The organism is Flavobacterium sp. UBA4854 (assembly GCF_002399805.1).
Lineage (GTDB): Bacteria > Bacteroidota > Bacteroidia > Flavobacteriales > Flavobacteriaceae > Flavobacterium > Flavobacterium ginsengisoli.
In genome coordinates, this window is record NZ_DHEI01000135.1 from 1 (window position 1) to 6,663 (window position 6,663).

6 protein-coding genes and 1 pseudogene are annotated in these 6,663 nt (G+C 32.8%); 4 read left to right on the forward strand and 3 right to left on the reverse strand.

Annotation, left to right across the window (positions count from 1 at the left end; genetic code table 11):
* Together B3J44_RS19655 and B3J44_RS19660 are read left to right on the forward strand one after the other, a co-directional pair.
* The coding region (locus B3J44_RS19655) for a hypothetical protein (protein ID WP_286970945.1) at window positions 1–282 on the forward strand (282 nt) is incomplete at its 5' end.
* A 166-nt stretch (window positions 283–448) separates the two neighbouring features.
* On the forward strand, window positions 449–1,591 hold the full coding sequence (locus tag B3J44_RS19660; protein ID WP_286970947.1) for a cytochrome-c peroxidase: 1,143 nt from the start codon (window positions 449–451) through the stop codon (window positions 1,589–1,591).
* 110 nt (window positions 1,592–1,701) lie between these two features.
* Here the strand turns inward: B3J44_RS19660 and B3J44_RS19665 are convergent, their stop codons facing one another.
* Window positions 1,702–2,262, reverse strand: a complete 561-nt coding sequence (locus B3J44_RS19665; protein ID WP_286970951.1) for an SUKH-4 family immunity protein — start codon at window positions 2,260–2,262, stop codon at window positions 1,702–1,704.
* Between the two features lie 484 nt (window positions 2,263–2,746).
* Here B3J44_RS19665 and B3J44_RS19670 point away from each other — a divergent pair, with 484 nt between their 5' ends.
* Window positions 2,747–3,400 (forward strand): VOC family protein, encoded by a 654-nt coding sequence (locus B3J44_RS19670; RefSeq protein WP_286970953.1) that lies wholly within the window; start codon window positions 2,747–2,749, stop codon window positions 3,398–3,400.
* Between the two features lie 127 nt (window positions 3,401–3,527).
* Window positions 3,528–3,845, forward strand: a complete 318-nt coding sequence (locus B3J44_RS19675) for a tautomerase family protein (protein WP_286970954.1) — start codon at window positions 3,528–3,530, stop codon at window positions 3,843–3,845.
* 70 nt (window positions 3,846–3,915) lie between these two features.
* Here the strand turns inward: B3J44_RS19675 and B3J44_RS19680 are convergent, their stop codons facing one another.
* Together B3J44_RS19680 and B3J44_RS19685 are read right to left on the reverse strand one after the other, a co-directional pair.
* Entirely contained in the window at window positions 3,916–5,916 is a 2,001-nt protein-coding gene (locus B3J44_RS19680) for a heavy metal translocating P-type ATPase (protein WP_286970955.1), read from the reverse strand.
* Window positions 5,917–6,327: 411 nt separating this feature from the next.
* Window positions 6,328–6,663 (reverse strand): annotated as a pseudogene (locus B3J44_RS19685) (efflux RND transporter periplasmic adaptor subunit); the annotation flags it as partial.

Sequence of the window (6,663 nt, forward strand, 5' to 3'; positions counted from 1 at the left end):
CCAGCAAATGGAAATAGTAAAACCGAAGGAACTGTTTTGGTAATTCCACAAGATATTACAATTGGATCTAGCGCCACAAATACGTATCAAATAGCTATTTCAGGAGAAGGAACGTACAAAGAAATTAGCAACGGTTTATATGAAATTTCATTTGAATTAAAACTTACAAACGACAAACTGTTTGGAGGGACAGTTTCTACACAATACAGAATGTACAACAGTAAAACATATCCAAAACCAACTGCTTTAAGTATTGATTGTCCTAAAGAAGTTACTTTATAATTGTGAATTGTGAATTGTGAATTGTGAATTGTGAATTGTGAATGTTGTACATAGTCAACTTTGTCAAAGTTTAAAACTTTGACAAAGTTTTCGGAAGTTAAGGCTGCCTGACTGTGACTCAAAACTTGCAACTTGAAACAAAATAAAAAAACAAAACAAAAGAGAATTGAAAAAACTAATCATCCCAATCTTATTCCTGCTAAGCTTAACGGCTTATAAAAGCTTGGAAAATCCTGATTACATCAATATTCAGGAATTAAGGAAACGCTATTCCAGCGGAGATGCTTCAAAATGGCCTGCTGCGGCATTACATGAAAATATCGATAAATCAAAATTTCAAGATATTGGTGTGCTTCCTGCAGTTCCTTATCCCGCTTATAATCCGTATTCAAAAGAAAAAGAAAGTTTGGGAAAGATTCTGTTTTTTGATCCGAGATTATCTCGAAGCGGACAAATTGCCTGCGCTTCTTGTCACAATCCAGAATTGGGATGGACTGATAATCTCACGCGTTCTTTTGGCCATGACCGTCAAACGGGAAAACGCAACTCTATGACGATTTTAAATTCAGCATATGCCTCTTCTTTATTTTGGGACGGAAGAGCTTCTAGTCTAGAAGATCAAGCGCAGTTTCCTGTTCAAGACCCTTTAGAAATGAATGAGAAACTGACAATTGCAGTTGACAAAATTGCCAAAATAAAAGGCTACAATTCGCTGTTTACAGAAGCTTTTGGCGATAAAAAAGTGACTTTAGAGCGAATTCAATATGCCATTGCCACTTTCGAAAGATCAATTAACAGTCCCAAAAGTAAATTTGATCAGTTTGTAAGCGGAAAATCAGATGTTTATACCGATCAACAAGTAAAAGGAATGCATTTGTTTAGAACCAAAGCACAATGCATCAATTGCCATAATACGCCTTATTTCAGCGATAATCAATTTCATAACGACGGCCAAACTTTATTCGGAACAAAAAATGAAGATTTTGGACGTTATAATGTTACCAAAGATGTAAAAGATATCGGCAAATTTAGAACTCCAACACTTCGTGAAGTCGCAAACACAAAACCATGGATGCATCATGGGCATTTCCCAACTTTACTAGATGTTGTAGAGTTATACAATTTAGGAAATCCTTCTCCAATTCAAAAGAAATATCTAGGAACTGCTAGAGATTCTCTCATTCCAAAAGTAGATCCAATGCTAAGAAAACTAGATCTAAGCAAAGAAGAAATTGTCGATTTATTAGCTTTTATCGAGACTTTAAGCACGCCAACGAGAAGAATCATTATTCCTGAAATGCCAAAATAAGTTAGTTGATGATTTGCATTTGCCCCAAAATTTGCAAATCTGCTAAGCCCATTTCTTTTTATAAAATGGGCTTTTTTAATTATTTCCAGATTTAAATTAGATTTAAAAAATTAGAAATTTAAATCTGGTGTATTTCTTAGTTTTTCAATCAATTTTATTCTTGCATCTCCAAGTGGAAAAAAATCCTCAGAAATCTCATATAAAGGTTCAATCCAAAAATAGTTTTCATCAGAAAATGCTTTGTCATCAATATTTTTTAGAACTTTTTGTAGTGTTTCAGAATATACTTCAATTACATCTTTAGTAATTTCGTTAGATATTCTTTTCATAACCCAGTTAATAAACAGGTTATTAAAACATATAAATTTGTCGATGTCAGAATTACAAAAGCATATACGAAAAGAGTTTTCAAATTCAGTTATTTGTAAAATTTCCGCATCTCTTTTATCCATTACAAAATATCCATCAAGATCATGTCCAAAAACTACAAAATTTCCTTCATCTAAATTTAGCCAATAAAGTTCGTTCAAATAAAATTCAAGTGCGGTGTTATAATAAGGATCCAATAATTTTATTTTATCAAACATGTCTGATATAAGCGGATTATTTTCTATTTCAGATTCAGCTATTTTTATGAATCGATCTTTAGTTTTATTTATAATTGGCTCCAAAGCTTCTTAATTATCAAAGATTAATAAAATATAAAATAATAGAATTTGAAAATACAAAAGACTCAATTGAAGCCATAAGTATATCAAAATAAGACAAATAAAAAAGCTCCAGAGGAGCAACATATTTTTTCTGCAACTTAATTATCGCTCCTTTGGAGCTTTATATTGTAAACGTTTATTCTTTGCTATAAATATTTCGCTTCTTCCGAAGCTTACAAATAAAAGTTATACTTGTGAGACAGTCTGTTTTTTTATTTAAATGCAAAGATTAAATATGAAAGATTTTTTAATAATCTCGTAACAAAAACAGTTTGTCCTTTTTGTAGCTTTAATAGATGTTTTAAAGTTACCTTTTAACGTCAATCGATACTTATTAATTATTCTTTCATTGATGCATAAAATAGCGCTGTAAGTCTAATACAATTGACGTTTCTTAAATTTGTTCGTCAATCAAAAGAAGCTTTTTCTTTTATAAAAAAACACTATGATGAGAATAGATCAAATACAAATCAAAACAAACGATATTCAAAAAACGAAAGCATTTTATCAGAATATTTTTGACCTTTTTATTCTGGAAAATGATCAAAAATCGATCACGTTTCAGGCTGGAACTTCCATTTTAAAATTTGTTGAAGATCCTAGCTTTGATTCTATATATCATTTTGCTTTTAATATTCCCGAGAATCAGCTTGAAAAAGCCATTCTATGGTGCAAAGACAAAGTTGATTTAATTGTTTTGGAAGATAAAAGTGTAGTGACGAATTTTGAAAATTGGAATGCACATTCTATTTACTTCTTCGATCACAATGGAAATTTACTGGAATTTATTGCTAGACACGATCTTAACAACGAACAAGTTGGCGACTTCAACGCAGCATCTATTTTAAGCATTAGCGAAATCGGAATTGTTACGGAAAGTCCATTACAATTAGGAAACCAATTAATTGAAGAACACGGATTGCATTTCTTTACTCAAAATACAAATACTGAAAAATTTGCTGCAATTGGCGATCATGAAGGTTTATTGATTCTCGTTCAGCCCACTAGAAATTGGTATCCAACTCAAATTCCTTCTGAAAGTAATCCTGTGAAAATTACTTTGGAGAATAATGAAAATATAATTGAATTGGATTTTTAGTAATTAAAAGTTCCGTAATTTTATTTAAAATTTAAATGAATTAAAATGCCTTTCGTTAGAATCAGTCTGCCAAAAACGCTTTCCCTTAAAAACCAAAAATAATATTTCAGAAGCGGTACATCAATCTTTGATTGAAGAATTTAATATTCCTGTAGATGATTATTTTCATGTTATTGAAGAATTAGAGTTTCATCAGATAAAATATCCTAAAAGTTATTTAGGCATTTCACATTCTGAAGAAATCGTTTATGTGCAAATAACTGCTGGACAAGGAAGAATCTTAGAACAAAAGAGAAAATTGTATCAGCAAATAGCAACAAAAATCAGTACCTCAACAGAAATTACAATCAATAATGTAATAATCGTTTTGCTCGAAAATAATGGTCTGGAAAATTGGTCTTTTGGTAATGGAGAAATTCAAGAGCCAAAGCACTTAAAGAAATAATTCTAAATATAAAAAGCCCAATTCAAACAAATGAATTGGGCTTTTCTATATATATAACTCAAATAATTATTTAAAACTTCATTCTCTGAATTCTAACCGCATTCAAAATTGCTAAAAGCGCCACGCCAACATCTGCAAAAACAGCTTCCCACATTGTTGCAAGTCCGCCAGCGCCAAGAATTAATACAAAAGCTTTTACTACAAAAGCCAATGTAATATTTTGCCAAACAATCTTTTTAGTTTGTTTTCCGATGTTAATAGCCATTGCAATTTTACTCGGTTTATCGTCCTGAATTACAATATCGGCAGTTTCGATTGTGGCATCGCTTCCTAAACCTCCCATTGCAATTCCAACTGTACTTAAAGCGATTACAGGCGCATCGTTAACACCATCGCCAACAAAGGCAATCGTTTCATTTTTAGCTTTAATTTCGTTTACTTTATTTACTTTATCTTCTGGAAGCAAATCGCCAAAAGCATTCTTAATTCCGACTTTATCAGCTACAAACTGAACAACATTAGACTTATCGCCACTTAACATGGTCAATTTTACTCCTAAAGCTTTTAGTTTAGAAACCGTTTCTTTCGCATCTTCTTTTATTTCATCGGCAATAGTCAAATAACCTGCAAATTTACCTCCGTAAGCAATTGCAATTGTAGTGTAAACTATTGTTGAAGGATCAATATCATACGAAATGTTGAACTTATCCAATAATTTAAAATTCCCGACATGCAAATCTTTCTCCTTGTATGTAGCTTTTAATCCGTGTCCTGAAATTTCTTCAATATCTTTCAATTCTACCGAAGAATCAATGGTTCCAACATGATTATGAATTGCTGTTGCCACAGGATGAGAACTTTTATTTTCTAAAACATTAACCAGTTTTAAAATTTCGTCTTTATCAAATTCTGGTTTTATAATGACATCCTGAACTTTAAAAACACCTTCTGTCATCGTTCCCGTTTTGTCAACTACAACATTTTGAATCGTCGAAATACTGTCTAAGAAATTACTTCCTTTAAACAAAATTCCGTTTCTGCTTGCAGCGCCAATTCCTCCAAAATAACCAAGCGGAATACTGATAACTAAAGCACAAGGACAAGAAATAACTAAGAAAACTAATGCTCTATATAACCAATCGGTAAAAACATAATTAGACACAAAGAGCATCGGAACCAAACAAATTGCGATTGCCAAATACACTACAATTGGAGTATATATTTTTGCAAACTTTCTAATAAATAACTCCGCAGGCGCTTTTTTTGCAGTGGCATTTTGAACCAATTCCAAAATTTTAGACAATTTACTATCGCTATAAGCTGTTGTTACTTTTACTTCGATAATAGTATTTCCGTTTATCATCCCTGCCAAAACAGTATCGCCTTTCTTTTTGGTAGCCGGCTTGCTTTCTCCTGTTAAAGCAGCTGTATTTACAAAAGCAGAATCGGATAACAATTCGCCATCCAAACCTAATTTTTCTCCAGCTTTAAGCTGAATAATAGCTCCAATCTGAACGTCTTTGGCTTTGACTTTTACGGCAACATTATTTTCTAAAATATGCACCTCATCAGGACGCTGATCTAACAGTTTTTTAATGCTTGTTTTTGCTCTCTTAACTGCCATTCCTTGAAAAGTTTCTCCAATCGTATAAAACAGCATCACTGCAACACCTTCGGGATATTCGCCAATTGCAAATGCGCCAATTGTAGCAATGCACATTAGAAAAAACTCCGAAAAAACGTCTCCTTTTAAAATACTTTCGTAAGCTTCTCGCAAAACAGGAATTCCAACAGGAAGATAGGCAATTGCATACCATACAATTCTAACATATCCTGCAAACCATTCTTGCTTAAAATAGTTGTCAAAAGCAATTCCTATAATCAGTAAAACAAAAGATATTATGGAGGGCAGAAACAATTTAAAAAGACCTCCCTCTACATTGTGTTCGTGGTCGTGTCCTCCGTGATCATGTCCGTCATTTTCAGAGTGAACAGGTTCGTCATGAGAACAGCAGCAGGAAGGTTTGGCTTTATTTTTTGTACTTTTTACTTCTTTATCTTGATGTATCATTTTTTGAATTTCAGATTTAATCCCGATAGCTATCGGGACAAGTTTTATGTTCACAAAACTTTGTTTAAATTATGTCCTAAATTTAAGCATTTTGTATTAAAGTTTATTGCCGCAGAGGCGCTAAGTTTTTATTTAACTATGGCGAATTAATCTCGCAAAGACGCAAAGACGCAAAGTTTTTTCTCATTTTATGTCATTTCGACGAAGGAGAAATCTCCGCGAGAAACTCCACAAAGATTAGATTTTAGGAACAGAGCTACTTACGGAGATTTCTCCTTCGTCGAAATGACAAATAATACGTTTATTCTCTATATAAAAAACTTTGCGTCTTTGCGCCTTTCCGAGCAAATTCCACTCCAACAAAAAAACTTAGTCCCTTAGTATCTTAGCAACTTAGCATCTTTAAAAAAACTAGTGCGAATGCTCTCCTCCCCCCTTCATTGCCGAAAGTAGATAAAATGCACCTTTAGTCACAATCTTAGCGTTGGCTGGAATATCATTTACAAACTTAACTTCTGTAAAACCTAAATCGGTTGTTCCTGGAATTACTTCTACGGCTTTAAAATGAACTTCTTCCTCATGCGCTTCTTCTTTTTCCCCTTCTTTATGATCGTGTTTTTCTTCTGCATGCCCTTCTTCTTGAATAAAAACAAAGTATTTATCAGCATTTCTCACGACGGCATCTTTTGGTAATGCTGGAACTGTTGCATTCACAATATTAATATTTGCAGAAACGTACATTCCTGG